Origin of the sequence: Leeuwenhoekiella aequorea (genome assembly GCF_004104375.1) — a bacterium.
In the GTDB taxonomy this organism is placed as follows: domain Bacteria; phylum Bacteroidota; class Bacteroidia; order Flavobacteriales; family Flavobacteriaceae; genus Leeuwenhoekiella; species Leeuwenhoekiella aequorea.
On the sequence record NZ_QOVM01000006.1, the window covers coordinates 78,689 to 104,029 of the forward strand.

22 protein-coding genes are annotated in these 25,341 nt (G+C 35.4%); 9 read left to right on the top strand and 13 right to left on the bottom strand.

Features of this window, described 5'->3' with window-relative positions:
- Nucleotides 1–14: 14 nt before the first annotated feature.
- The 5 genes from DSM00_RS12830 (at nucleotide 15) to DSM00_RS12850 (ending at nucleotide 8,115) form a co-directional block, all read left to right on the top strand.
- Nucleotides 15–1,628: a hypothetical protein gene (locus DSM00_RS12830; protein WP_128758371.1), complete on the top strand. Its 1,614-nt coding sequence runs from the start codon at nucleotides 15–17 to the stop codon at nucleotides 1,626–1,628.
- A gap of 60 nt (nucleotides 1,629–1,688) precedes the next feature.
- On the top strand, nucleotides 1,689–3,287 hold the full coding sequence (locus DSM00_RS12835) for a family 16 glycosylhydrolase (RefSeq protein WP_241652418.1): 1,599 nt from the start codon (nucleotides 1,689–1,691) through the stop codon (nucleotides 3,285–3,287).
- 9 nt (nucleotides 3,288–3,296) lie between these two features.
- Nucleotides 3,297–5,579 carry a beta-glucosidase BglX gene (gene bglX, locus DSM00_RS12840; protein WP_128758373.1) on the top strand — a complete coding sequence of 761 codons (2,283 nt, stop codon included), beginning with the start codon at nucleotides 3,297–3,299 and terminating at the stop codon, nucleotides 5,577–5,579.
- Between the two features lie 40 nt (nucleotides 5,580–5,619).
- A complete protein-coding gene (locus tag DSM00_RS12845; protein WP_164916337.1) occupies nucleotides 5,620–6,393 on the top strand; it encodes a glycoside hydrolase family 16 protein in 774 nt (257 codons plus the stop codon).
- A 165-nt stretch (nucleotides 6,394–6,558) separates the two neighbouring features.
- Complete coding sequence (locus tag DSM00_RS12850; protein ID WP_128758374.1) at nucleotides 6,559–8,115, top strand: NAD(P)/FAD-dependent oxidoreductase; 1,557 nt, start codon at nucleotides 6,559–6,561, stop codon at nucleotides 8,113–8,115.
- Nucleotides 8,116–8,195: 80 nt separating this feature from the next.
- On the opposite strand, the gene DSM00_RS12855 is transcribed toward DSM00_RS12850, so the two are convergent.
- Together DSM00_RS12855 and DSM00_RS12860 are read right to left on the bottom strand one after the other, a co-directional pair.
- Nucleotides 8,196–8,399 (bottom strand): hypothetical protein, encoded by a 204-nt coding sequence (locus DSM00_RS12855; RefSeq protein WP_128758375.1) that lies wholly within the window; start codon nucleotides 8,397–8,399, stop codon nucleotides 8,196–8,198.
- 91 nt (nucleotides 8,400–8,490) lie between these two features.
- Complete coding sequence (locus DSM00_RS12860; protein WP_128758376.1) at nucleotides 8,491–8,898, bottom strand: hypothetical protein; 408 nt, start codon at nucleotides 8,896–8,898, stop codon at nucleotides 8,491–8,493.
- Nucleotides 8,899–9,330: 432 nt separating this feature from the next.
- Here DSM00_RS12860 and DSM00_RS12865 point away from each other — a divergent pair, with 432 nt between their 5' ends.
- The 3 genes from DSM00_RS12865 to DSM00_RS12875 all read left to right on the top strand — a co-directional run bounded on the left by DSM00_RS12865 (nucleotide 9,331) and on the right by DSM00_RS12875 (nucleotide 12,211).
- Nucleotides 9,331–9,645, top strand: a complete 315-nt coding sequence (locus DSM00_RS12865) for a hypothetical protein (RefSeq protein ID WP_128758377.1) — start codon at nucleotides 9,331–9,333, stop codon at nucleotides 9,643–9,645.
- 134 nt (nucleotides 9,646–9,779) lie between these two features.
- Nucleotides 9,780–10,205 carry a Fur family transcriptional regulator gene (locus DSM00_RS12870; protein ID WP_128758508.1) on the top strand — a complete coding sequence of 142 codons (426 nt, stop codon included), beginning with the start codon at nucleotides 9,780–9,782 and terminating at the stop codon, nucleotides 10,203–10,205.
- Nucleotides 10,206–10,246: 41 nt separating this feature from the next.
- On the top strand, nucleotides 10,247–12,211 hold the full coding sequence (locus tag DSM00_RS12875) for a heavy metal translocating P-type ATPase (RefSeq protein ID WP_128758378.1): 1,965 nt from the start codon (nucleotides 10,247–10,249) through the stop codon (nucleotides 12,209–12,211).
- 30 nt (nucleotides 12,212–12,241) lie between these two features.
- On the opposite strand, the gene DSM00_RS12880 is transcribed toward DSM00_RS12875, so the two are convergent.
- On the bottom strand, nucleotides 12,242–13,423 hold the full coding sequence (locus tag DSM00_RS12880) for a DUF748 domain-containing protein (RefSeq protein ID WP_128758379.1): 1,182 nt from the start codon (nucleotides 13,421–13,423) through the stop codon (nucleotides 12,242–12,244).
- A 25-nt stretch (nucleotides 13,424–13,448) separates the two neighbouring features.
- Nucleotides 13,449–14,480 (bottom strand): XdhC family protein, encoded by a 1,032-nt coding sequence (locus DSM00_RS12885; RefSeq protein WP_128758380.1) that lies wholly within the window; start codon nucleotides 14,478–14,480, stop codon nucleotides 13,449–13,451.
- A gap of 304 nt (nucleotides 14,481–14,784) precedes the next feature.
- Here DSM00_RS12885 and DSM00_RS12890 point away from each other — a divergent pair, with 304 nt between their 5' ends.
- On the top strand, nucleotides 14,785–15,009 hold the full coding sequence (locus DSM00_RS12890) for a hypothetical protein (RefSeq protein WP_128758381.1): 225 nt from the start codon (nucleotides 14,785–14,787) through the stop codon (nucleotides 15,007–15,009).
- A 341-nt stretch (nucleotides 15,010–15,350) separates the two neighbouring features.
- Here DSM00_RS12890 and DSM00_RS12895 read toward each other — a convergent pair whose 3' ends face one another.
- The 9 genes from DSM00_RS12895 to DSM00_RS12930 all read right to left on the bottom strand — a co-directional run bounded on the left by DSM00_RS12895 (nucleotide 15,351) and on the right by DSM00_RS12930 (nucleotide 25,341).
- Nucleotides 15,351–17,198 carry a PLP-dependent aminotransferase family protein gene (locus DSM00_RS12895; RefSeq protein ID WP_128758382.1) on the bottom strand — a complete coding sequence of 616 codons (1,848 nt, stop codon included), beginning with the start codon at nucleotides 17,196–17,198 and terminating at the stop codon, nucleotides 15,351–15,353.
- 339 nt (nucleotides 17,199–17,537) lie between these two features.
- Nucleotides 17,538–19,067 carry a reverse transcriptase/maturase family protein gene (locus tag DSM00_RS12900; protein WP_128758383.1) on the bottom strand — a complete coding sequence of 510 codons (1,530 nt, stop codon included), beginning with the start codon at nucleotides 19,065–19,067 and terminating at the stop codon, nucleotides 17,538–17,540.
- A 3-nt stretch (nucleotides 19,068–19,070) separates the two neighbouring features.
- Complete coding sequence (locus DSM00_RS15720; RefSeq protein ID WP_262707486.1) at nucleotides 19,071–19,199, bottom strand: hypothetical protein; 129 nt, start codon at nucleotides 19,197–19,199, stop codon at nucleotides 19,071–19,073.
- 331 nt (nucleotides 19,200–19,530) lie between these two features.
- Entirely contained in the window at nucleotides 19,531–19,956 is a 426-nt protein-coding gene (locus DSM00_RS12905; protein ID WP_128758384.1) for a hypothetical protein, read from the bottom strand.
- A complete protein-coding gene (locus tag DSM00_RS12910; RefSeq protein ID WP_128758385.1) occupies nucleotides 19,937–20,332 on the bottom strand; it encodes a helix-turn-helix domain-containing protein in 396 nt (131 codons plus the stop codon). The genes DSM00_RS12905 and DSM00_RS12910 overlap by 20 nt, the downstream gene beginning before the upstream one ends.
- Nucleotides 20,329–20,844 carry a hypothetical protein gene (locus DSM00_RS12915; RefSeq protein WP_128758386.1) on the bottom strand — a complete coding sequence of 172 codons (516 nt, stop codon included), beginning with the start codon at nucleotides 20,842–20,844 and terminating at the stop codon, nucleotides 20,329–20,331. The genes DSM00_RS12910 and DSM00_RS12915 overlap by 4 nt, the downstream gene beginning before the upstream one ends.
- Before the next feature lie 81 nt (nucleotides 20,845–20,925).
- Nucleotides 20,926–22,104 (bottom strand): restriction endonuclease subunit S, encoded by a 1,179-nt coding sequence (locus DSM00_RS12920; protein WP_128758387.1) that lies wholly within the window; start codon nucleotides 22,102–22,104, stop codon nucleotides 20,926–20,928.
- The gene (locus DSM00_RS12925) at nucleotides 22,097–23,596 is read right to left on the bottom strand and encodes a class I SAM-dependent DNA methyltransferase (RefSeq protein ID WP_128758388.1); all 1,500 of its coding nucleotides are present in this window, start codon (nucleotides 23,594–23,596) and stop codon (nucleotides 22,097–22,099) included. The genes DSM00_RS12920 and DSM00_RS12925 overlap by 8 nt, the downstream gene beginning before the upstream one ends.
- On the bottom strand, nucleotides 23,596–25,341 hold the full coding sequence (locus DSM00_RS12930) for an AAA family ATPase (RefSeq protein WP_128758389.1): 1,746 nt from the start codon (nucleotides 25,339–25,341) through the stop codon (nucleotides 23,596–23,598). The genes DSM00_RS12925 and DSM00_RS12930 overlap by 1 nt, the downstream gene beginning before the upstream one ends.

Here is a 25,341-nt window from a genome sequence, read left to right on the forward strand (position 1 = left end):
TACACGATTAAACGATGAAAATTTTAAAACTACTTTTTGCCTTAACCGCTGTATTTACGGTTTTTATGGCTTGTGAAGATGAGACAGTAACTAATTATGCGTTACAAGATATTTCTGCACCGCAAAATGTGACTGCTAATTTCTCAATTGCTCAAGACGATACAGGAATGTTAACCATTACACCTGCCGGTGAAGGTGCTTCTACATTTACCATAAATTGGGGTGATGAGCAAAAAAGCGAAGTGATTATTGATGCGGGACAATCTGCCTCTACTGTATTTGAAGAGGGAGAGTATTTAGTGCGTGTTACTGCAACAGGAGCAACAGGATTAACTAGTGAATATTCGCAATTAGTTACAATTTCTTTTAGAGCTCCAGAAAATTTAATTATATCAGTAAATCAATCTGCATCAAATCCGGCTAATGTGAGTGTTTCAGCAGAAGCAGATTTTGCGACTCTTTTTGATGTTTATTTTGGAGAAGAAGAAAACGAAGAGCCTTTGCAACTTATGCCGGGCGGAAGCATTTCTTATGAATATCAAGAACTGGGTAACTATATTATACGTGTAGTTGCTAAAGGCGCGGGCTCAGCCACCACTCAGACTACAGAAACTATAACAGTTTATGAAGTAACCTCACCACTTGCCGCAGCACCTAGTCCAACTAAAAAAGCAGCATCGGTTATTTCTTTATTTTCTGATGTCTATACAAATATTGAAATGCGAACTTGGCGTACAGATTGGTCAGATGCAAGTCTTACAGATATTAATATTGAAGGTAATGCTACAAAGCAATACGATGCTTTAAACTTCGTAGGTGTTGAGCCGGCAAATCCTATAGATGCCTCTTCAATGACTCATTTTAATATTGATGTTTGGACGGGCAGTTCTACACAATTACGTTTTAAATTAGTAGATTTTGGTCCTAACGGAACCTATGACGGAGGCGACGATTCTGAACACGAAGTAGTTTTAAATTTAGACAATGGCGATTTTACACAAGCCACTTGGGTTACATTAAATATTCCTTTAAGTGCGTTTACCGGACTTAATGAGCGTGTACATATCGCACAGTTAATATATTCTGCAGGTCCAGCAGGTCAGGCCACAGTTTATATGGATAATGTTTACTTCAACAATGAAAATTATGTTTCTCTTAGCGCTCCAGCAACTGCAGCCGCAAACCCTGTTGATGCAGCAAGTACCGTTTATTCTGTATTTAGTGATGCCTATTCAGATCCTGCGAATGTAAATTACTTTCCTAACTGGGGGCAAAGTACAACCTACGAGCAGGTGAGTATAAACAGCAATCAAGTTATTAAATATGGAAATGCAAATTATGAAGGTATCGATCTAGGCGAAGAAGTAGATGCTTCTGAGTATGCTTTTGTGCATATAGATATATGGTCTGCAGATTATACAACTATTCCGTTTTTTATAATTGATACATCAGGAGAACGACCTGTTGACTTAGCTGTAAATGCGGAGCAATGGACAAGTATAGATATTCCTCTTTCAGCTTTTACAGACCAGGGCATATCTGTAGAAAATGTATTTCAATTCAAATTTGATGTTCAATTCAATTCAGGAGGAACTTTTTTCATAGATAACTTGTACTTCCATAACTAGAAACTTAAAGCGATGAGATTTATATATAAAATTCTATCGATCACCCTCATAATCATAAGTATGATTAGCTGTCAGGATGACGATAATACATTAGATCAGATACTTGTTCCTCAAAATCTGGAGGTAAGCTTAGACATTACAGATGATGGATCTGGTAACGTAACATTTACCGCAAATGCAGAAAATGCAATTACCTACAGATTTGCTTTTCCAGATGGCAGTGTTGTTGTAGCACCGAATGGCGTTTATCAAAAACGATTCACAAAAACAGGATTAAACACCTATCAAGTTACCGTTTTAGCCTATGGAAAAGGAGGAGTTACGAGCTCAAAACTTGTTGAGGTTACGGTACAAAGTGACTTCTCAGACCCTGAAGCAATAGAACTTCTCACGGGTGGAAGTTCTAAGACTTGGTATTGGGCGGCAGATGTGCCTAATCATTTAGGAGTAGGCCCTAATAATGATGATTTATCTCAAAATTATTTTTGGGCTTATTTCTCATTTACAGACCCATTCGCATTAAATGCTAATCCGGCTTCTAGTTGTGCATACGATGACGAGTTTATTTTTTCCACTACTAATGGGGAGAATTTAACCTATGAACAAGACAATAAAGGTGCTTCGTTTTTTAATAGAAGTTATGCGAGTGTCGCAGGGGGCGCTTCTCCAGATGATAGTTGTTATGAGTTCACCACTGCTGGTGAAATGGGAGTTTCCTTAGCGCCATCAGAATCTGTAGTGGCAGCAGATCGCAAGCGAGGTACAGTAATGACATTGGGAGATACTGGTTATGTAGGCTATTATATAGGTACTAATGAATATGAGATTATATCACTTACTGCAAATAGAATGGTGCTTCGTGCAGTGCAAGGCAATGATCAGGGCTTAGCATGGTATGTTATTCTCACAGCGACAAAACCTGCTGAGGGTAGCGGACCGGTAGCCGAAGAAGATACTTTTCCTAACTTATTATGGTCAGATGAATTTGATTCTAATGGAGCACCAGACGTCTCAAAATGGACGTATGATATTGGGAATGGCCAGGTAGGCTGGGGAAATAACGAAGTTCAATATTACACAGATAGATCTGAAAATGTAATTGTTGAAAATGGTGTTTTAAAAATTACAGCGAGACGTGAAAATTATATGGGACAAGAGTTTACTTCTGCTAGATTAAAAACTGAAGGGTTGCAAGAATTTACCTTTGGTAGAGTTGAGGTACGCGCAAAATTACCACAAGGTGTAGGTACGTGGCCGGCGATATGGATGTTAGGTGCAGATTACCAAACGAATCCTTGGCCGGGAGCAGGTGAGATAGATATTATGGAGCACGTAGGTCGTAATCAAAATGAAGTACTTTCGACACTACATTATCCCGGAAATTCTGGAGCAAATGGTATTACAGAAAGCACAACGGTATCTGATGTGGCTACTATATTTCATACGTATAGTGTAGAATGGACCGAAACTCAAATTCGCTTTTTTGTAGATGACAAACTCTTTCACCTCTTTGAAAATGACTTAACAAAGCCTTTTGACAAAGATTTCTTTATGATTTTAAATGTAGCAATGGGTGGAACTCTGGGTGGCAATGTAGCCGATTCATTTACCGAATCTAGTATGGAAGTTGATTATGTACGCGTATATCAACGCAATTAAAGAGAAAGGATGAAAAGGTATTTTATAAAATCAGTAATTCTATTTTTTGTGTGTGTTGCTTCGGGATTAGATACGCAGGCACAAGGTATAAATAACCTAGATCTGGTAATTGAGAAAAAAATTGATTCGCTACTCTCTTTGATGACCATCAAGGAAAAAGTAGGCCAGATGACTCAATATAATGGAAGTTTTGACGTAACGGGTGCTCCATCAGATATTGACGCTAGAACAAAACTTGAGAAACTTAAGAATGGCGAAGTAGGTTCTATGCTTAATGTATTAACAGCTAAAGCTACTCGAGAAGCTCAGGAGGTGGTGATGAAAAACTCACGATTAAAAATTCCATTGATTTTTGGCTACGATGTCATTCACGGCTACAAAACTATGTTTCCGGTACCACTAGGGGAGAGTGCAAGTTGGGATCTTGAAGCACTTGAATTAAGTGCCAAAATTGCTGCAAGAGAAACTGCTGCTGCAGGTGTTCATTGGACGTTTGCCCCTATGATAGATGTGTCTAGAGATGCGCGTTGGGGACGCATTATGGAAGGCGCAGGAGAAGATCCTTACCTAAATAGTGTAATTGGAGTTGCCAGAATTAAGGGTTTCCAAGGAGATAATCTATCCGACGATTATACTATTGCTGCTTGTGCTAAACATTTTGCCGGTTATGGTTACGCCGAAGCTGGAAGAGATTACAATACAGTAAATGTCGGAGAATCAGAATTGCAAAATTCGATTCTCCTACCTTTTAAAGCAGCCTCTAAAGCAGGTGTGGCTACCTTTATGAATAGCTTTAATGAGATAGATGGTATTCCTGCTACTGCTTCTGTTCACTTACAGCGTGATATCTTAAAAGGAGATTGGGATTTTAAAGGTTTTATGGTTTCAGACTGGGGATCAATTGCAGAGTTAATTCCGCATGGTTTTGCCGAAGATAAAATACAAGCCGCTAAACTTGCAGTGGTTGCAGGTAGCGATATGGATATGGAAGGTCGGGTATATGAAGTGGCGATAGAACAATTAGTTTCAGAAAATGAGATTAAAGAGGAGCTGCTTAATGATGCTGTTCGTAGAATTTTACGGGTAAAATACGCATTGGGTTTATTTGACAATCCCTATAAGTACAGTGACGAAAAGCGAGAAAGAGAAGTGCTACTTGCCCCAGAGCATTTAGAAGCTGCCCGTGATATTGCAAGAAAATCTATTGTTTTACTTAAAAATGAACAAGCAATACTGCCTATTTCTAAAAATATCAAGAGTATTGCTGTTATTGGTCCTTTAGCAGATGATAAAGATTCTCCATTGGGAAATTGGCGTGCTCAGGCAATAAAAAATTCAGCTGTTTCTGTTTTAGAAGGAATTAAAAATACCCTTAGCGCAGATACACAAATTAATTATGCAAAAGGAGCCTCGTTAGGTATAGGAGAACGTAGTTTTCTTATGCCCTTAAAAATTAATGATACAGATACCTCCGGATTTGCTGATGCTGTTGCCGCAGCAAAAAAATCTGAAGTTGTAATACTTGTCCTTGGAGAGGATGCGTTTCAATCTGGAGAAGGTCGCAGTCAAACAGATATAAAACTTAAGGGTGTTCAACAAGAGCTATTAGATGCAGTCGTTTCAGTGAACAAAAATATTGTCTTGGTTTTAATGAATGGTCGACCATTAGATTTAAGTAGGCCTAGTGATCAAGTACCAGCGCTTTTAGAGACTTGGTTTTTAGGTTCTGAAGCCGGAAATGCTATTGCAGATGTGGTATTTGGAGATTATAATCCGTCTGGAAAATTACCGGTATCATTCCCCAGAAATGTTGGGCAAGAACCCTTGTATTACAATCAGAAAAACACAGGTAGACCTTCTAGTAATATGGTTACCTATTCTGGATATCAGGATGAATCAAGAGATGCACTTTATCCATTTGGTTTCGGCCTTAGTTATACCAATTTCAGTTATGGAGATCCTGAGGTATCTGATACAAAATTTTCAGGAGAGGGTAGTATTGCTGTTTCCGTAGTACTTAAAAACACTGGGAAAGTCACAGGTAAAGAAACTGTGCAATTATACATTAGAGATTTAGTAGCTAGTCGTACGCGACCTGTGAAAGAGCTGCGCGATTTTAAACAAATTGAACTGGCTCCCGGTGAATCTAGCAAGGTTACTTTTACAATCAATTCTAAAACTTTAGAATTTTTTACTTCAAACGCTAAATGGGAGGCAGAACCCGGAGAATTTGAAATAATGATTGGCTCAAATTCTGTAGATTTAAAAACAGTTAAAATCACTTATGAATAGTTAATTGTTATTCTTAGTATTCATTTTTAAAAAGTTTACAATGCTGAAAAAAATAAGTCTATTGAGCTGTTTACTACTGATTGCGGTGAGTTGCAAAGCACAGAAATATTCAGAATTAGTATGGTCTGACGAGTTTAACGGATCAACTCTAGATCTAAATTCCTGGAATTTTCAACTTGGGGATGGATGCCCTACAATTTGTGGATGGGGAAATAATGAGCGACAGATTTATACTGAAAATAATCATCGATTAGAAGATGGTAAATTAGTGATTACGGCACGTAAAGAAGGAGATAGTTATACTTCCACGCGTATTACTACACAAAATAAGCGCACATTTAAATATGGTCGGATGGAGGCCAGAGCTAAGGTGGCTACTGGTCAAGGTATATGGCCAGCATTCTGGATGTTAGGGACAAATATAACTGAGGTAGGGTGGCCTTCGAGTGGGGAGATTGATATTTTAGAATATGTAGGCAAAGAAGAAGATATGGTGTACACCACACTTCACGTACTGGCAGGTCACGGTGATTCGGCATTCAGTAAAAAGACATTGTTTAAAGATGTAGAAGATGGTTATCACATTTACGCTGCTGAATGGTCACCAGATCAAATTGAATTTTTTGTGGACGACACTTCCGTTTTTATCTACAATCCAGAGAAAAAAGATGATTCTGTATGGCCTTTTGATCAGCCTTTTTATTTTATAATTAATTTGGCAGTAGGCGGAAATTTTGGAGGTCCCGAAGTTGATGATTCTATCTTTCCGCAGGAATTTAGTATTGACTATGTACGCGTCTATAAAATGAATTAAACTGAATTAAATAACTCTATAAGAAGGTTTCTATCTTAGAATTGATAGAAGCCTTTTTTTTTTAATCTATAGGCGTAAAACTGAGTGTATGATAGAACTCATTAATATGAAGCACGGGCTTTTAGAACTTTACTCGCTTGCTAGCAATGATTATATTTGCAGCGTATGAGCACACTTGTTTCTTTAAGTATTCTTCCTAACGAATTAGAAAATACTGATTATATTTTGAAAGCTGCCCTTAAAAAAGCAGCTATTAACCCCGCAAATGTTGCAGACTGGCGCATACGCAAACGATCTATAGATGCGCGTAAAAAGCCTGTAAAAATGCAACTTCAGGTAGAAATCTGGGAGCGCGGCGATCTACGGGAGTCTTTAAGTAAATTTGAGTCTAAAGATGTTTCTAATGCACCTACAATCGCAATAATAGGAGCTGGTCCTGCTGGGCTATACGCGGCATTACGTGCGATTGAAGCTGGATTAAAGCCCATTGTTTTTGAGCGAGGAAAAGACGTAAAGGCGCGTAGACGCGATCTTGCTAAAATTAATAAAGAACAAATTGTAAATCCAGAATCTAATTATTGTTTTGGGGAAGGTGGTGCAGGTACGTATTCTGACGGTAAATTATATACCCGTTCAAAAAAACGCGGAAACGTTTTAAAAGCTTTGGAGTGGTTAGTTCATTTTGGAGCAGATGAAGATATTCTTGTTGATGCACACCCTCATATAGGTACAAATAAATTACCTAAGCTAATTACGGCAATGCGGGAAGCGATCGAAGAAGCCGGTGGAGCTGTACATTTTGATTCCAAATTAACCGACTTGATAATCGAGGATAACAAGGTAAAAGGTCTGGAAATAAATAATGAAACTAAGTATGAGTTTAAGGAAGTCATTTTAGCTACCGGACACTCTGCACGCGATATTTTTTATTTATTGCACGCTAAGAATATAAAACTGGAGGCAAAGCCTTTTGCGCTTGGCGTGCGTATCGAGCACCAGCAAGAAGTTATTAATTATATCCAATATCACGGAGAAACAGATAATCCTTATTTACCACCGGCTGCTTATAGTCTCGTAGTTCAAATAGATGGGATGGGAGTATATTCTTTCTGTATGTGTCCCGGCGGTATTATAGCTCCTTGTGCCACCGCTCAAGATGAGGTGGTAACTAATGGTTGGAGCCCAAGTAAACGTAACAATCCTTATGCGAATTCTGGTATTGTTGTAAGCGTTACCCCAGAAGATTTACCTAATTACACACCAGATGACCCTTTGGTGTGTCTCAATTTTCAAAAGGAAGTAGAGCATACTTGTTGGGTTGCAGGGGGTAGAACACAGCAAGTCCCAGCACAACGTATGACAGATTTTGTAAATGGAGTTAAATCAAAAGATTTTCCAAAAACATCTTATCAGCCGGGTATTGTAAGTGCAGATCTTAATAAAGTTTTGCCAGATCTTATTGCTAAAAGATTGAAAAAGGCATTTGTAGCTTTTGGGAAAAAAATGCCAGGTTATTTATCTAAAGATGCTGTTTTGCATGCACCCGAAAGTAGAACATCATCACCCATTTCTATTCCGCGTAATTCAGAAACATTAGAGCACGTAGAAATCTCAGGATTATACCCTTGTGGTGAAGGTGCTGGTTATGCCGGCGGAATTATGTCTGCAGCGATAGATGGGATAAACTGTGTAGATGCTATTGCCAAGAAATATGCGCTGTAAATTTTAAATACGAAGTAGTGTAAAATACAAAAACCCTGCAGGATGCAGGGTTTTTGTTTGGATCTTTGTAGTTTTTTGAATTACTCAGCAGCAGGAGTTTCAACTTGAAGAGTGTCATTAACAACTTCTTCAACTTCCATCTCTTGAACAGGAGCCTCAGGAGCCACTTCTTCCATAGAAGTTTCTTCCATTACTTCTTCTGTCTTCTCTTCAGATGCTTCTCTGCAAGATGCAACTGTAATCATTAGACTCAATGCGAAACCAGCTAATAAAATGCGTTTCATAATTATAAATTTATTGCGTTTAAAATGCGTGCGAATGTAATATAAATCTCAATACGCAAAACAATTTATTTAAAAATTTTCAAGTTTTTTTTTAGGCGTATGCTTGAGTGATCATTTTGATCTGACGGTCTAAAATTTGATCATCCGTTTTCAATGGGTTTGACGTAAGCTTACCTATTAAAAGTTTTGAATAATTTTTTATGATTTGCTGTAAAAATGCGTGTCTTGATTTTTTTAAAAGCGCAGTGTTTAAGCCTATTATGTTATTTTTTGGCTCAATAATAGATTCTTTCTTCAACGGATTCCAGAAAGTAGTAATGAAGATACTTTCAGAATTTTGATCGCCAATAGTAGAAATAAATGACCTTATTTTTTCAGCATCTGAAACACTAAAATTCTTTAGAAGCTGCTCCTGAAAAAACGAACTTCTTAAAATTAATTCTGCTCTATTAACGGCACTTTTAACAAGTGCATTTGTTCCATCATATTTTAAGTTCATAGAAGTTGTAAATGAGTTAATCGGTTTAAAGCGATTCGGGTTAAAATTGTAAGTTATGTTTAGGGTATAGGGGACATAAAACTCAATTTAAAGTACTCATACCTAGAACTAATCTAATTTTTATTTATCGGAAAGCATCGCGGTGAAGGTTATTTTAGATACGATGCACGCTTTAACGATTAAGTGTTAAAAGTACAAGCATTAATTTAACATATTCAGCTGATTCTGTCGTATTTATATATTGAGTAGATGTCTAAAATTATTCAAGTCGGCATTATATGACAAAATAAAATGTGATAGAAATCTTAAATAAATAGGATATGCCTAAAAAGTTGGGAGTTTATTAATAGTTGATATTAAAGTATTTATAAGAGATGGAATTCTCCGCTTAAGGTCTTGTAAATTAGATTCACAAATTTAAAAATTCAGTTTATGAAAACTCTACTTATAATATTCAGCGCATTCTTATTTTCTTTCACTACAATAAATTCAGAAATAGCAACTACATCTGCCGTTGTTGAAGATCAGTTGATTTTTGATGGTTATGAGGGAAACTATTATTTCTTTACAGACGCAAACTTTAAAGCCGTAGTTTTAGAAGTGAATGATGCATCAAGTATTTCTAACTATGATTTAGTAAACGGTAATTTTGAAGGTAAAACTTTTCAAGTTTCTTATAAAACAACTGATAATCCTCAAAACGCATCAGCTATAGGCGTAATTCAAGATATTAAAGCAACCAAATAATAAATAATAAGCCATTTTATAAAAACAGAAAATGCTCCATGAGGAGCATTTTTTTGTTAGAAGAATTAAAGCTTTTTCAAGCTAACGAATTAGTTACCTTTATAAACCGTTTAGTCGATTTAATTACAAAGAATATGTTACACAGCATTGAGGCAGAGAAAAGTTTAGAGGCAAAGGAAATTCGGCCAACGGCTATGCGTATTTTAATTTATAAACTTTTAAATAAATCTAATAAAGCACTAGCCTTGTCTGATCTGGAAAATGCATTCTCAAATTCAGAAAGAACCACCCTATTTAGAACTTTAAAAACATTTGAAGAAAAAGGGGTCGTTCATCAGATTCAGGATGGTTCTGGTATTTTAAAATATGCTTTATGTGAGCCTAACTGTAACTGTGAATTTGATAGGGATTTGCATCTACATTTTCACTGTACAATTTGTGAGGATACGGTCTGTCTCACCGATCATAAAATTCCACATATTAACCTTCCTGAAGGTTATAAAGCTGAAGATGCAAACTTGGTAATTAAAGGTATTTGTAAAAAATGTAATACCGTATAATTGCACTTCTGTTGCACGTGTCTATTTATGAACTTGCAACTATGAAAGATACAGGTGTACCATCTAATAATGTAAAGGAATGTTGCAGTACGTGTGATGATTCGGTAGATACTACTGTTGACCTTGAGCACGACCACTCCTCACATTCTAATTTCAAAGCATATATTCCAGGTTTATTCAGTTTTATTTTTCTTATAACCGGAATTGTATTTGACTATTTTAACTTAGATTTTTTTAAAAACTGGGTTCGACTATCTTGGTATGTAATTGCGTATTTGCCTGTGGGTTTACCGGTTGCACGTCAGGGTTTAAATAGCATCAAGAAGGGAGACTTTTTTACTGAATTTTTTCTGATGACAATTGCTTCGGTGGGAGCCTTTATTTTAGGGGAATATCCCGAAGGTGTTGCTGTGATGGTGTTTTACACCGTAGGAGAAGAATTTCAACATGCAGCAGTAAGTAATGCAAAGAAAAATATTAAGGCTCTCCTGGATGTACGTCCTAAAGAAGCGTTCGTACTTAAAAACAACACATATGTTTCCGTAGATCCTGATACCGTGTCTATTGGAGACAAAATTCAAGTTCGTGCAGGTGAAAAAATACCATTGGATAGTACGTTACTTTCTGATAAGGCAACGCTAAACACGGCTGCGTTAACTGGTGAGAGTAAACCTTCTACTGTCCGTAAAGGGGAACGTGTATTTGCTGGCAGTATTAACCTTGATAATGTAATTGAATTAGAGGTAGTGGCTGCTTTTAAAGATAGTTCGGTGGCCCGTATTCTTGAGCTTGTTCAAAATGCGACTTCCCGTAAATCAAAAACCGAACTTTTTATTCGAAAATTTGCACGCATTTACACACCTATAATCGTAGTTCTGGCACTAGGAGTTACATTGATTCCGTACTTCATAGTGGACAATTATATTTTTGAAGACTGGTTATATAGAGCTCTTATTTTTCTGGTTATATCCTGTCCTTGTGCATTAGTAATATCAATTCCGCTAGGTTACTTTGGCGGACTGGGCGCTGCTTCTCGTAATGGAATTTTATTTAAAGGAGCTTCTTTTTTAGATACTATGACCAAGATAAATACGGTAGTTCTTGATAAAACCGGAACAGTTACTAAAGGAATTTTTAAAATCAAGGAAATAAAGACCTTGTCTAATTATTCTGAAGAAGAATTTATGCGCTACCTAATCGCTATGGAAACTAAATCCACCCATCCCATAGCGAAGGCAATCCTGCAATATTCTTCTGATGAGTTACCTTTAGAAGCTACAGCGATCACCGAAATAGCAGGTAAAGGATTATCTGGGACGATAAACGGAAAGGAAATTCTAGTAGGTAATAAGACCTTAATGCAAGCAAATGCTTTGCAATTACCAGCAAACACAAATTCTGTTGTAGAATCCTTAGTTTTTATGGCCATTGAAGGTCATATTGTAGGTTATGTGATCCTAGCAGACGAACTTAAAGATGATGCTCAGCATATGATTTCTAATCTTCGTAAGGCAGGTATTTCAAAAATAGTAATGCTTTCTGGAGATAAAGACTCTATAACTCAGCAGGTAGCTAAAGAATTGAAAATCGATTGGGCTAAGGGCGGTTTACTCCCAGAGGATAAGCTAAGAGAAGTAGAACTACTTAAAAAGCAAACTGGAGTTTATGTCGCATTTACCGGCGATGGCATTAATGATGCCCCTGTACTTGCTGTAAGTGATGTGGGAATCGCGATGGGCGGATTAGGTAGTGATGTTGCGGTTGAGACTGCAGATGTAATAATTCAGACAGATCAACCCTCAAAAATTGCAACTGCAATTCAAATAGGTCGCTCTACCCGCAAAATTGTATGGCAGAATATTGCCCTTGCTTTTGGCGTAAAAGCTGTGGTACTTTTACTTGGAGCTGGCGGACTTGCAACTATGTGGGAAGCTGTATTTGCAGATGTAGGAGTCGCTTTTCTTGCGATACTAAATGCAATACGGTTACAGAAAATGAACTGGTAAACAAATCGTTACATCAAAACTGCTAAGAAGTTATACCGTATCGTTCTCTTTTTCTGCTTTGCGGTTTTCACGTTTGGCTTTACGTTCTTCTTTTCTAATAGCACGTTTCTCTTTAGAGCTTAAATCATCATCGTCATTAAAAGCATCCTTAAATTCGATAGAATCGTCTGTTTCACCTTTGAAAGCTTTTATCCAGGCATTTTTAAAGATTCCACCGATGGTAGGCCAGACACCTGCTTCGATATTATTTAAATCTCCCTGAAGCGGAATTTCGGTAGCTAATGTATCTGTACGCTGATTTTTAAAAGCAAATTTGAAAAATCCTACAAAGCCTTCCCAGAGCGTTTCTAGAAAACCATCTTCTTTGCCTATAAGTTTTGTATCTACAAGCAAAGGTTTCATATATCCTTTTAAATATCCATCTGCAATCGCTATTTCGCTAAAGAGTTCGACAGTACCACTTTCAAAATCAATACCCGCATAATAATTTGTGAAATCATTTAAGGCAGTTGCATTTGCTTTTTGAAGGGAAAATGCAAGATCCATATCGGGAATTTCTTTTATAATATTAATATTTCCGTCCAGCTTCACCGTGCCACCTCCAAAGGAAACTCCAGTAGCACTTATTGGGGATGGTAAAACACGTCCTTTTTCAACTACATTACGTAAGTTGTCTGCTGTGAGTTCGAGTTTTTCGATAGCTAAATCTACATTAGGCTCTGCAGATAATTGCACAAATGCCAGTTTCCCATTATGAACTTCAAAATGGTTAATTTCTAGAGGTACAATTTCAGTGATCGCTTTAGTCCAGTCATCCACATCGGCCGTTCCTTCTTCAGGAGTGGATTCCTGATCTTCAAAGACGTAGATAATCTCCGGACTATTCATTGTAATCTCAGCTACTATTTTTCCTTTAAAAACCGACTTCCATTCAATAGATATATCTGTCTTCGGAAAATTTAAAAAAGGGACTTGAGTACCAGCATCTACTTTATTTAAATAAAGTTTGTTAAGCACATAAGCGCCTCTGTACAGTGCAATATCTACATCATCAACCTGCCCATAGTATCCCGGGATATCTGCTAAAGCTTTATTGATAGAATTTTTAACCAGAGTGGGTAAATACAGTCTAAAAGCTATAAGTAGTATGAGTAGCGTAAGCGGTAATACGTAACGTTTCTTATTATAACGCGCTCTTTTTGTGGTAGTCATAGATCTTATTTTAATGCTTAATGGACTATGCGTGAATACTTCCGGGAATGTCTCTTAGGGATTTTATTTCTTTATTTCTAAGTACAGCTGTAATTTCAGAAATTATAGAATTTGCTATTTCTTGAGGTGTAATGGCTCCAATGTCAAGACCTGCCGGACCGTAAATTTTGTCAATAAACAAATCGGCTTTTTCTGGGCGGTACTCTATTAAATCGTTAAACAGTTTCTCGCGTCGTTTTACAGAGCCCAGCGAACCAATGTAAACCGGATTTTTTTCCAGGATGTGTAAGAGGAAATTAAGGTCTGTAGCATAATTGTGATTCATCAAAACAACCGCCGAATTCTCATCAATAGACAGGGTGTGACTTTCTTCAGGATTAATATGTAGTAGGTTTGTAACGCCCGGAAAATGCTTTAATTCTTTCTGATCTTTAAACGAAGCAATTACAGTAACTTCCCAACCCATCAGTGCTGCCAGCTGACCCAGCTGTACTGCATCGTGTTCTGCTCCAAAAAGGAATAACTGAAATAACGGACTCAATTCTTGCTGAAAATAGAGTAGGGTATCTTGGATTTCAATCTTAGATTCATCAGAATTTGGATTTGTTTTTATGACATTTCCATTACTCAGTTGTATTACTGAACCCAAATCAAGGATAGGATTTTCTATATCTAACGAATAATAAGAAGCTATTTTAATTGGTTCTCGTTTCTCTAAATCGGCAGAAATACTTTTATAGAACTGTTCATTTATTGAAAACGGTTCTATTAAAATATATAAAATTCCCTCACAGCCTAAACGATACCGACCATCGTAGGTCATCATTTTTGGCAAATTTGTTTTAAAAACTGTAGCCGCTTGAAACAATACTTCTTTTTCAACACAGCCTCCGCTTACGGCACCCGTCATCATCCCATCTTCAGCGATTAACATTCTCACACCGGGTTTACGGTAAGAAGATCCTTCCAGATGCACTACTGTTGCCAGAACACAGGAAGTGCCTTTGGTGTAATATGTAAAGGCATTTTCTACAATTTTTTTAAACTCGTGAGTCATGTAATTTCGCTAAATACTTAAAAACAGCTAAGAATTATTAGATTCTTAAACGGTTTACCGAATTTACGAAAGAATGGCTGAAACCAAATTTTTTAGCATTTAATTGACATTGTCGGCTATTATAATTTCAAAAACACTTAGTAAAATTGCTATACTACTTGGTACAGAAAACGGATTTAATCCTTAGTACGATTTGAGAAGGATACACTAAGTTTCTAAAAATAGAAAACAACTATTCAGATAGTTCTGTTCCTTTTAAATTGAATTAAATTTAACTGAGATGTAACTTATAAATTCAATAAAAATGATGAATCCACAAACACCTATGCCGCCAGAAAATAATGATAAAAATTCATCCAAGAATTCCGGTTCTCCTGAAAAGGAGGGATCTACTGTAGCGAAAAAGTCACTGAGAGATCATAAAAATCCGTTGGTTAGAGCATTTGCAAGAGCTGGGTACATTATGTGGATTGTATTAATAGGCCTGGGAGGTTTGCTCGCTTTCCTTATAACACTTACCGCTATATGAGATTGATTTATATTTTTTGCTGCATCTGTATATTTGTATTTCTACTCATTGAATTTGATCATTTTTTCCCTTTTACAGCGCCACTTTTTGCAAGAATCTATCTCAAAGATTTTTTATGTATGCCTATAGTGTTGGGATTATGTCTTGGTTGCTACGAACTCATTAAAAATAAAAACCAGCAACATTTTGAACTGTTACCGGTTTTTGTACTCACTTTTATATACAGTATCTATTTTGAAGCTATTTTACCACACTTTTTAAATAGATATACGGCAGATGGTTGGGATGTATTACTTTACTTTTTAGGAACTACTTGTTTCTATGTATTGCAGCAAATCTATTTAGTTAATCCCATTCACAAACTTCGTAAACACCTCTTTATGAAGATCTAGATTTAAATTAGGTGATAAAGATACTCGTACGATATAATCTTTGTCACCTTCTTTAGTAGTTCCCTGTGTTGAGGTTGCAGGTATCGTCCAGTAACATCCTTTTAACTGACCATAACTCACACAATATTTACTCTCTTCTGGAATAGCCGTGATCATCATATTGATGAGTTTAAGATTTAATGCTCTCTTGTAAGTCTCTTTCTCTTCTGCGGAGTCTCCTTTTGTGGGGAGGTCAAGAGAAAAAACAGAGGGTGTAAAGCCTTGTTGCGCTAGTTCTTCGGAAACAAAATTGATTTTAGCAGTCGGTAGGGTTTCTTTTATAAAATTCACAAATTCACGGGTGTTTTTATAAGCTTCTACAATACGAGAATTCATAGAAGGCAACTGTTCTGCAAGAATTTCAACCTGAAGATCTGTGGCTTCGTTGTCACAAATTTTAAAGTGTTTATCTATTTTATCCAGTAGATTTTCTGCTTTTTTATTGGCCACGCAATATCCTGCAGTACACTTTCCACCACTGGGAAATTTAGATCCGCTTACGTAGGATATGGTACGTATAGACGCGAGAATACCTTGTTCACTCAAAAATTGAACATTTGGGCAAAAAGTCTGATCCAATATAAAAACCGGATCAATTGCCGGCTCGCCGGAAGGCGTTTTACGTTTTTTACTTAAAGTTTCCCGAAGTTTATCAAGATCTGGAACCTCAACTCGCGGATTAGTTGGAATTTCAGCAATTATATAAGGCACACCATCTTCGCGGGCAACCTGATCTAAAACCTGATCTGTACTTTTGACCATGTCGTTATCCCCATCTACAGGAAGATCAAGTATTTCTACCCGATCAATACTTGCTGCCACGCGTCTTGCCTGATCGTTTGTACCCCCATAGCAATTAGGCGGTACGATAATTTTTATAGCCTTACCGGGATGCTTTTCCAGCGCATCATCAATAAGTCCCATCATAATCGCATATTGAACCGATAATCCCGACGAACCCAAAAGCACTTTAGTCTGTGTCGCAGTAATTTCCTGTATAGTACTTACGACTTTGGTTTTATTTTCATTATAGTCACCTGCAGCAGAATCGGCAACAGCTTTTCCGGTCAACAGTTGTAATATTTTAAGACTGTCTGCTGGCGTCATCGCTATAGATTCTCTTCTTCGTACGTGTTGTATGAGAGCTACATAATCTGCATTTTCCGCTCCGTTAATCAACAGAATGCTTCCCAGTTTATCGTGAAGACTTACTAAGAAATCAATAGACTTATGGATATGTGTTTCAGCAAGATTTATGCTATGAGAAATAAAAATAGTGCTTCCTTCAAATTGAGGTAATGCAGCAGGATTCTCAACTTGTATGAGTTCAAAATCGTAGCCGTAAACTTGTGTTAGACTCTCGGTATTAAAATGTTCCGGTAAATTACCGGCGTAGGCAATTCTCGTTTTTTTATTAGCCAGCGCATTGGTTCTTAAAATGGCTAAAACCGGCATTGTTTGAGAAGAAAAACTAATAACATATTCCGCTTTAAGTGTATTCATCTTAGCAACACACCATTCAAGAATGCTAGATAACGGATGCCCCAGTCTAATATAGTCGTATGCAGTAGGTAACTGGCTTAGGTTTGTACCATTTAAATCACCAGAATTCAGCAGGTTTTCGAATTCTTCTATAAAGTCGCTTTTAGCCCGTTCTTCGTTATAAATATCAAGTCTGTGGGTTGTTAATCTTAACCAGTCTCCCGGCATATTAGCTAACACCTCTTCTATAGATTTAAGTAAATTGTTATCGTTCAAAATTGTTTATTTTAAAGTTTATCGCGCGATGGACCAGATTTAATTTGTTTTATAAAACAAAAAATTTACGTCTTTTTTGCTGTTGCAAAGGTCTTAAAAGTGAGACGCTTTTGCAGCTATAAACTAACAAAGATCGTTTTTAAAAAAGAGGTTGTTATATAGAGTCATTCGATTGCGTGATTTAGTGTAACAATACCTGTGGAAACAGTAAATTTTGATGTGTTATTTACCAATACAATAAGTAACTTTCCTTTATTTATAATGGGTTAGGGGAGTAGTGAGATACATATGAGGTACAGGTTTTATGGAGTGCTTACATAATGGGTAATTTATGTCGATTTATTTTTTTTTCAACTTACTTTCGTGAAATATCATTAACTGGTGAAACCTTTTCCAAAATCTTCTACTTTGATATTTAATAGCATCAGATTTGTTAATTGATATCATTGCGTCATTAGCTTTATAGACGTAACTTAAATAATTACCCCAATCATATTTTCTGGTTTCAACATATTTTGTAGGATCTGTTTTGGAAGGGTGATATATTTTTCTTCGCTTTGCTCCTCTATGTGTAAAGCGTTTGTATAGTCTGGATTTAAATATACTCTTATCTGGATTTTTACTATTTAAAGCTAATGATGTGGATTTCTTGAATGATCTTTTCATTGACCTATGGTATTTAGAAAAACCAGCATCCTTAATTAATACACGTTGACCATCAAAAGAAAAGCCTAGGTATTCTAAAGTTTTATTGTAGTTGTGCTCTTTGGTAGATTCGTCAATCTCAAAACCTTTAAAAACACCATCAATCTGTTCAAATCTATACACCGACGTTTTAGAAGGATGTATTTCTAGTTTAGCTATGTTTTTTATACGATCCCTAATGAATTTTATTATCTCATCTTCATTATCCCGCTCACAAATAATTATTAGATCATCACTGTATCTCTGATAATAACCATTTACTTCTAAAACCTTGTCATATACTTCTTGATCAAAATCTAACATGTATATATTAGCCAATGTAGCACTTATAGGACTTCCTTGGGGAATACCTTTTTTATTATTTGCTGAAATGACCAGATTCAGGTTATTAGATAAAAATTCTTTTTTAGTACAGTAAGCAATGGCATTCTTTTCTTTGAAATAAGCATTTGATTCAATTGCTATGCGCTTAGTTTCTTTACAGGTCGAGGAATTTGGTACGCCTCTTTCTACAAGCATAGTTTTGCCGTAAGCATTAAATAATTGGTCGCCTTCTACATATTTTAATCGTGTCAACGCCTTAAAAACATTATAATGATCGTCAGGAAGCGTTTTTTCTTCTAACACTGTAGACCATTGCTTTTTTAAGGTTTTATGATTTAAATTATCAAAGAATGAGGTTACGTCAGCAACTATTACCGATAGCTTTTTGTCCTTGTTGTTTTTAATAAACTCTAAAGTACTTTTCGCAAAATCAATATTACATTTATTATTAGGTGAGTCTGTAGCCACAGGGATTTTCCGATAAGCAACTATGCTTTTGTTGAAGTTTTTAGTAATAACTAGTTCTTCATAACTCTTATTGATTAAATGATTGTAATATGAAAATACAACAGCGTCTAGATGTGAAGCGTAGTATATATTCCTGACTTTAGGTTTACCTATTATTCGCATTCGTTCACCTTTCTTTGTTCTATCTGTGTTTGATGAATTTGCGCGGTATTTTCTGGAAACAATGCATTTATGGATGAGGGGTAAAAAGCTATGCTCTTTAATTTTTTCAGGATTTTCAACATATTCTTTAACCCAATTATAATCTTTTAGGGTTAAAGGCTCTCCAATATGCGGGTAGCGTTTTAATTTAAACCAATCTACTGTCTCCATAATCTAAAAATAGGGCCAGATACTAATAGTAGCAGGTTTAGGATGTACATGCCCTTCGAAGCTTTCACCCTTACGGGCTATTGCGACGCTACTCTTTTCAGGTATAGAAATCGCTATCTTTGTAAAAGTCATCTTAAACATCTTAATAATGGTCAAATCACTTTATGACAAATGCAACTTCAGGAAGCTAACAGTTGTTACACTGTTATCAACCTTCTCCAATGCTCTCACATTACTGGGAAATTATTTGGAGAATGGTATCATCCTTCCCAATTAACGTATATCTTAATTGGTATTGCGGAGTAAAACGTAACGTCCCGACCTTCTGGCCCATTTAATTATATTCTTATTTTAATTTCATCTTATAACTATATTTTAAAAACTATGATTTTAAAATAGCAGATGATATGAATCTAAAAAGCCTTCTGACCCTTTATGAAAATGATAAGCTATTTATATTGTATCATTCAGACTCATCAACTCTTTTATTATGAAAAGTTTCTACTATTAATTGAGGATCAACAATAGGAAGCAACACATTTGAAGCATTTCGAGTTAATGCAAGGACTAAGCCTCTTAATGTGGCATAGGAAATACCACATAACTGGCTGATAAATGCGTTATCAAAATTCACCATTTTTCCCTCGCTAATTTCATAAAATCGTTCTAGCTTTTCTATTTTATAATGGAAAATCACCTCTGAAATTACATTTCCATCGAGAGTCATACCTAAATCTATACGCATTAATTCTTCTTCTAGATTATGTGCAAAATCTAAAACAATCCCAGAATGACTTTCTTTAGAAGGTGAAAATGCCTTTAAAGATTCTTCATCAAAGTGAATTCCATTGACATAAATTTCATTTGCTTTAGCAAGTGCCTGCTGCATAACTTATCGTATTGTTCTCTTGATAATCTGAATCTGATCTTTCAGAAGCATTATTTCTAGTAAAACTTAAAATAATGGGTTGAGCGTTTGATTTTTGCTCCTTCCCTTGATTAACTAGTCTTATATTCAGTTTTAATTCAATATAAGCAAGTGTTTCACTTGTTATATTTTGTTCTCCAGACATCCATCTGTAAACTTGAGGTTGCTTTTTATCTAAAATCCTAGCAAGCTCTGAAATAGAAGCTATTCCTTGATCTTCCATATATTCAGTGATGCGATCTATATAGTAGAAGTTATTCTCTACCATGCGTCGTGTTAATGCATCTCCTTTAGTGTCTAACCAGTCTGTTATGCTATTTCCTTTGTTTTTTTTCATAGTTCTATAATAAAATTATCTTCACAATCGATATCTGTGTAATCATCGATCCAATATATTTCATTCTCTTGTATTGCTCTATCTATAGCGTTGCAAAAATCTTGCCCGTTTAAAAAATGTTGTTTTACATTGGGACATTTTAATGGGTCATTAGTAGTTTTAAGACCACCACTAAAGACAAATAAAACATTTTCATTAAGCCTATGGCAGTATAGTCGCAACATATTTTTTGACGGCAGCCCGTCTTTTTGATAAGTAGGGGGTGTTTTATAATTTTTCTTGGGTATTGCCAATAGCTCGGATCCTGACTGCTCATTACGTAATAAACTAATTAAGGCACCGCGTTTACCTAATTGTTCTAAGCAGGATAATATATGCGTTAATTTTTCAGGGTGCTCTAAAGCAATTCTATCTCTAAATTCAATGAATAAACTTGTAGACTCACCAACTGGCGTAAGGGAATAAACCTCAAGATGTTTGAAAGATGCTTCATGTGTGATAGAATATTGCATTGTTTGTCGTGACAAATATATATAACTTATAAGTTATAAATGTTAATATGGTGGTAATTTTCGATGAAGTGCTATTGTTTTTTAAAACTCGCCTTTAAAAGCCTGATCTAATAAGCTGCTTTTTAAAGCTTTTAAATAATCAAGTTTATTGGTTTGGCTCTCTTTGGAAGCTCTTATTACCTTATCATATTTTTCAAATTTTTCAGCACAACTATTTTGAATTTGAAGATTCGGGACAGGTATATTTAATTCGCCTAGTTTTTTTCCATTAAAATTTGGTTGGGCAGCACCAACTATATTTCCAAAAATTTGATTCCAATAGTCATCAGATTGAAAATACCACTTTAGATAAAAAGGAGATAAGGTTTTCTGGTTGACCACAACTCGAATTAGGTATGAAGCAAAAACTGATTTTTCCTCATCATTATACAGATAGGATTTTCCTGCTGTAGCTCCGGTTCGTGCAAATAATATATCCCCTTTATTCATAATGTATTTCGAGACCTTGTCATCTGGGATATCCGAAAATGGAGTTTTGTTATAATTAACCTGACTGTCTTGAATATCGGTAATTCTTAAATAATAATATTCTCCTTTATCTTTAGTTTTACCAGTATATCCGTATTGAATTTTTTCAGAAATATCTTTTAAAGCAAAATTTTTACAATCTAACTTCCCAAACTCATCATCCAACACGCTTCCCATTAAAGCTTGGGTATGCTGTATGTTTTCTTCTAATAAGCTAATAGCTTGATCTATCTTTTCAAATAGCCCATTTAATTTGGCAACAATGCGTTTTTGCTCTGGTAAAGGGGGGAGTGGAATTTTAAAGTTTCTAATTGAAGTTTTCGAAACTTCTTTGAATGTTGTAGAATTACTTAAATCAGTAATTTCATTTGTATATCTTTTAAGCGCATAAGCCAAAAAAGTGTTTATAATCTTTTCTGAACATATGAAATTGGTAAAACCTTGATTCGTAGTTAATTCAGTTTTAGCTATTCCAATTTTTCCAATTGTTGCTCGTGAAGAATATAAAACAGTTCCTTTAGGCAACAGTTTTGCAGAACTTTTATCCAAGCCTAATTTGGTAATTCTCTTTTTCGAGTCTTTAATTTCAGCTATAACTCCAATTTCTGGTAAATCCGTAGGGCTTAACCAAACATAATCACCTCCCCAATAATTAGAAATGGTCGTTTTAGGGGTTCCTCCGCCAATAATTTTACACAATTTACCAAGTTGTATTTCTTCCCAGTTACCCATCAATCAAAATTTCAATTTGGTTTAATAATGAATTTACTTCAGCATCATTTTCTTTGATGGAAGCAAGCAGCTCTTTAGGGCTCTTATGTTCTACCACTTCAATAGTATGCGGGTTTTTTGCACTAAGATCATAATCTTTAATTTCAGTTATCGGTATTGTCCAATCATAACGGGTTTCTTTGGCTTTGGTATAGTTTTTCCAACGTTTTTGAGGGTTATGAAAAAGCTCTACAAACTCCGCTAAATGCTCGTATTGTATAGGTTTGTTTTTGGTGAGTTTATAGGGTGGGTTAACCTCGTAATACCAAATATCTTTAGTTGCTCCTTTTCGGTCAAAATATAAAATATTAGTCTTTACACCGCTGTAGGGTAAAAACACACCGCTGGGCAAACTTACAATGGTATGTACATTAAAGTTTTCTAATAGGTTTTGTTTTACTTTGGTAAAGGCGTTATTGGTTTGAAAAAGCACACCTTCCGGTACTACAATAGCGGCACGACCCTTCAGTTTTAGCATTTTTATAAAATGCTGCATAAACAAAATCTCAGTCGCGTTGCTCTCTACCGGGAAGTTTTGTTGTATTTGTTTTTTCTCTTTTCCACCAAAAGGAGGGTTAGCTAAAATAACATTGTGCCGATCTTTTTCCTGAATATCCCTGATGTTTTGCGTAAGTGTATTTCCTCTAAAAACATTGGGGCTTTCTATACCGTGAAGAATCATATTCATCATCCCCATTACATAACCCAAACTGGTTTTTTCCTGGCCGTAAAAGGTATCGTTTTGTAGTTTTTCCCATTCTTTGGCTGAGAGCCTTTCTTTTTTACCGTTAGCGGTTAAAAATTCAAAAGCTTCAACCAAAAAACCGCCAGATCCTATGGCGCCATCATAAATGGTGTCGCCTACTTTGATGTCTGTAGTCTCCACCATCGCTTTAATAATAGCTCTTGGGGTATAAAACTCACCAGAATTACCACCGTCGCTTCCCATACTTTTAAGCAGGTTTTCATATACCTGTGAAAGCTCAAAAAGTTCGTCACTACTTTGGAAATCTAGCTTATCAATAATATCAAGTACCTCGCGTAAGGTGTGTCCGCTTGCGATACGGTTATCCAGATATTCAAAAATAGCCCCTATCTTATAGGTCAACGATTTTGGGTCATTTGTATTGGTCTTGAATGCTTTTAAATAGGGAAATAGGGTTTTATTTACAAAATCAATAAGATCATCACCAGTTAAAGCGCGCTTTACATCTAACTTTTCATCATCGTCTTTAGGGCACGCCCATTGATTCCATCGTAAATCTTTACGAAGCACATGATTGTAATCTGTTCCTTCTAAAAAAGATTCATCAGCCTTATTCTCTTCGTAATCGTTTAGGAATTTTAAAAATAACACCCACGAGATTTGCTCGGTGTAGTGCATTGCACCGCTAATACCATCGTCTCTACGTAGAATATCTGTAATTCTATCTATATTATTTTGTATGCTCATTAAATATGATCTCTAAGGTAATTGTACATTAATTCTATATCTTCAGATATTTCAGAAGCTGGAATTTGGTTTATCATTCTCTCGAGCTTTTCTTCATCAAAGCCGCCTTCTTTATACAAAGGGTGGACAATAGTTTTACTGTCAAATTCTCTTATATCTGAGGAGGCATCAAAATTATTATTAAAAGCAAGATTTAAATGGGGAAGGCTAATTTCTAATTCTTGAATTTTATTATAAAAAGTTAACATTGTAGGACACAATAAGTAATTTTCAATCTCTCTTCTTCGCCAGCTGAGTAAATGAGTATTTACAAAATTTGTCGAGACTTTAAATTTTTCAAGATCCTTAAACTCCTTATGAATTTTTACGGTTAAATCAGCTGTTACTTGATTTAACGGGAGGTCATCCTTATCGCAAATCAGAAAAAAATCTTCTGTTATTGAATTATTGGGTGCATTAGTTTTAAAATCTTCTACGAACCTTAATTTCCCTTTTCCAAAGGTTTCGTCTGTAGTTTTAAAGCTTGAAGACCTCTTAATTGCAATGATACTATTAAATGTATCATCTACTATAGCTCCCAATTTTTTGTAAGATAATTTTTTAAATATTAACCAATCAATCAAATCATCAATTAGAACTATTTTTTTAATTCGAGATGCAATGTTATACTCATATGTTTGTTTCCCAACAATACTAGATAGTCTTTTTGATAATTCCCTAATAGTTAAGTCTGACTCAACTTTACCATTTTCAATTAGCTTAATGCTATCAATTTCATTTTGTAAAATAGAATCTGAAATGTGTGTTGTGGTAATTATTTTACCATTGGCAGTTTTTAAAACCTTCCATAACTTTTCAATATTTTCAAAATACAAGTGAGAATCTATTTCGTCAAAGAGAAAAATTGTGTTTTGGGCATCAAAAAGATCTAGTATTGAATAAATAGATAATAATTGGTATTCTCCATCACTTAAAGAATTGAATTCTAGGCCATCCTTAAAAGTAAGTTTGCATTCTTCTAAGATAGTATTTGCTGTCCAACCATTAGTGGCTAATGCCCAGAATGTAAAAATTTTATTTATACTTTTATGAGTGAAAACATCATATGCTTTCTTAGAATCAAATTTGAGCCAGCGTTTAAAAAGATTGTTTTGGTTTAAAAAATCAAAATTTATATTGAATTCATCAATGATCTTCTCAAGCGTTTCGTGAAATGACGTTTTTCTTAATTGATTTTCGTTAAATTCAAAACCTTCGCCAGTCTGCTCGGTAGTTTCCTCTTCTTTGATTTCTTTTTTGATTTTATCAACATAATACTTTCTTATTCGAAATCTAAAATGAAGTTCAGACGAAATATCATCTCTTAATGAGTCTTCTTCAATGTAATTTTTTTCTTTAAGATATTTTCTAACGTATCCATTAGGTCTAAATATTGTAGCCCAAAAAACGAGCATTCTTACCCAACTTGTATTAAAATAAAACGAGTCAATAGATGTTTCTTCGCTTTCATTTAAATATCTTCTGTTGACCTTTTTATGTTGGTTAAATAATGATGAAAATAATTCATTCTGACCCGAAGAGAAACAAATGACTTTAAAGTCATCATCTTCTATATATTTTTTAAATATAGCTTCAAGGATAGATGATTTTCCACTTCCGTTACCGCCAATAAATGTCATTAGTCCATTAGAAACATCAATTATTTGTTCTGTATCTACTAATTTGCTTTTAAATTCGATTTGCAT

Bases quoted from the DNA above. Each gene is read 5' to 3' on its own strand.
- DSM00_RS12830 (WP_128758371.1), top strand. From the start codon at position 15: ATGAAAATTTTAAAACTACTTTTTGCCTTAACCGCTGTATTTACGGTT.
- DSM00_RS12835 (WP_241652418.1), top strand. From the start codon at position 1,689: ATGATTAGCTGTCAGGATGACGATAATACATTAGATCAGATACTTGTT.
- bglX (WP_128758373.1), top strand. From the start codon at position 3,297: ATGAAAAGGTATTTTATAAAATCAGTAATTCTATTTTTTGTGTGTGTT.
- DSM00_RS12845 (WP_164916337.1), top strand. From the start codon at position 5,620: ATGCTGAAAAAAATAAGTCTATTGAGCTGTTTACTACTGATTGCGGTG.
- DSM00_RS12850 (WP_128758374.1), top strand. From the start codon at position 6,559: ATGAGCACACTTGTTTCTTTAAGTATTCTTCCTAACGAATTAGAAAAT.
- DSM00_RS12855 (WP_128758375.1), bottom strand. From the start codon at position 8,399: ATGAAACGCATTTTATTAGCTGGTTTCGCATTGAGTCTAATGATTACA.
- DSM00_RS12860 (WP_128758376.1), bottom strand. From the start codon at position 8,898: ATGAACTTAAAATATGATGGAACAAATGCACTTGTTAAAAGTGCCGTT.
- DSM00_RS12865 (WP_128758377.1), top strand. From the start codon at position 9,331: ATGAAAACTCTACTTATAATATTCAGCGCATTCTTATTTTCTTTCACT.
- DSM00_RS12870 (WP_128758508.1), top strand. From the start codon at position 9,780: ATGTTACACAGCATTGAGGCAGAGAAAAGTTTAGAGGCAAAGGAAATT.
- DSM00_RS12875 (WP_128758378.1), top strand. From the start codon at position 10,247: ATGAAAGATACAGGTGTACCATCTAATAATGTAAAGGAATGTTGCAGT.
- DSM00_RS12880 (WP_128758379.1), bottom strand. From the start codon at position 13,423: ATGACTACCACAAAAAGAGCGCGTTATAATAAGAAACGTTACGTATTA.
- DSM00_RS12885 (WP_128758380.1), bottom strand. From the start codon at position 14,480: ATGACTCACGAGTTTAAAAAAATTGTAGAAAATGCCTTTACATATTAC.
- DSM00_RS12890 (WP_128758381.1), top strand. From the start codon at position 14,785: ATGATGAATCCACAAACACCTATGCCGCCAGAAAATAATGATAAAAAT.
- DSM00_RS12900 (WP_128758383.1), bottom strand. From the start codon at position 19,067: ATGGAGACAGTAGATTGGTTTAAATTAAAACGCTACCCGCATATTGGA.
- DSM00_RS15720 (WP_262707486.1), bottom strand. From the start codon at position 19,199: ATGACTTTTACAAAGATAGCGATTTCTATACCTGAAAAGAGTAGCGTC.
- DSM00_RS12905 (WP_128758384.1), bottom strand. From the start codon at position 19,956: ATGCAGCAGGCACTTGCTAAAGCAAATGAAATTTATGTCAATGGAATT.
- DSM00_RS12910 (WP_128758385.1), bottom strand. From the start codon at position 20,332: ATGAAAAAAAACAAAGGAAATAGCATAACAGACTGGTTAGACACTAAA.
- DSM00_RS12915 (WP_128758386.1), bottom strand. From the start codon at position 20,844: ATGCAATATTCTATCACACATGAAGCATCTTTCAAACATCTTGAGGTT.
- DSM00_RS12920 (WP_128758387.1), bottom strand. From the start codon at position 22,104: ATGGGTAACTGGGAAGAAATACAACTTGGTAAATTGTGTAAAATTATT.
- DSM00_RS12925 (WP_128758388.1), bottom strand. From the start codon at position 23,596: ATGAGCATACAAAATAATATAGATAGAATTACAGATATTCTACGTAGA.
- DSM00_RS12930 (WP_128758389.1), bottom strand. From the start codon at position 25,341: ATGCAAATCGAATTTAAAAGCAAATTAGTAGATACAGAACAAATAATT.